This window comes from Brucella rhizosphaerae, from assembly GCF_002252475.1.
Taxonomy (GTDB): domain Bacteria; phylum Pseudomonadota; class Alphaproteobacteria; order Rhizobiales; family Rhizobiaceae; genus Brucella; species Brucella rhizosphaerae.
The window spans coordinates 1-886 of the sequence record NZ_NNRK01000036.1 but is presented as its reverse complement, the minus strand read 5'-3'; the positions used below and the strand labels follow the sequence as shown (position 1 = coordinate 886).

Below are 886 nucleotides of genomic sequence, written 5' to 3'. Positions count from 1 at the left end.
CATTTCTGACCTCCAGTCAAAGTTAAAAATGGGTCTGGGCATTCTGATTTGGCTGAAGGACAACCTGTCCCCATCCCCTGATGAAAAAGTCGCCCCGAAGCGCTCCTTCTTCTGGATGTGAAGATACTCGCCAGCTCTTTCGTTTCAACATCGAATATCACTCCCAAGCTTTGTTGAGCGTCTATGAGGGAGGGTTGTTGCAGAAATGACACGAAATTGCCCCCTTTGGAGTGGGTATTTTAGACTTTATTAACGTATGTAAACGCCGGTTAACCGGTCTTAACGATTGAAAACACGTATTTTTTGACTCTCATGCACAGATTGACGCCCGAATCCCTCTCTCACCGACCCAAATATGGCAATCGCCCCTCTTAATTAAGAGCGACAAACCCAGCTGATGTGAAAATTCACCCGAATCTCTACCTGGCCTGCATGCGTACGCTGCTGTTTCAGAAGGGAGCAGAAGCCCGTAATTCCGGCTTATTCGCTCACGCCTATATATAAAAGGTGAAATTATGCTGGGAATTTTACCGTAAGCTGCGCAAATCGCTTGAAATGATGAAGCGTACCGGCTATCTCGCCTTTACCGGAGAGGTGGCCGAGTGGTCGAAGGCGCTCCCCTGCTAAGGGAGTAGACCTCATAAGGGTCTCGTGGGTTCGAATCCCATCCTCTCCGCCATCGTCAAATCGACGACCTTTGACCCTCCTTGCTGTTTTCCTTCCTTAGAATCGCTGATCTGCGTCCAGTAATCTGGGCTAAATGCTCTGCTTTGCGGCTTCCAGCGAATCCTGACATTTTCTGATTTAAAAACAGCAATCCGATCAAGTCATTGTATTTGCTATTTTTTTCACTTTGACCTCGATTCTTGACTGGAGGTCAGAAATG

The 886-nt window shown here is 47.4% G+C and carries 1 tRNA gene; it reads left to right on the top strand.

Annotated features, from left to right (window positions below):
- The first annotated feature begins 588 nt into the window (after nt 1-588).
- Nucleotides 589-679: transfer RNA gene (locus tag CEV32_RS23270), tRNA-Ser, on the top strand.
- The last annotated feature ends 207 nt before the right edge of the window (nt 680-886 follow it).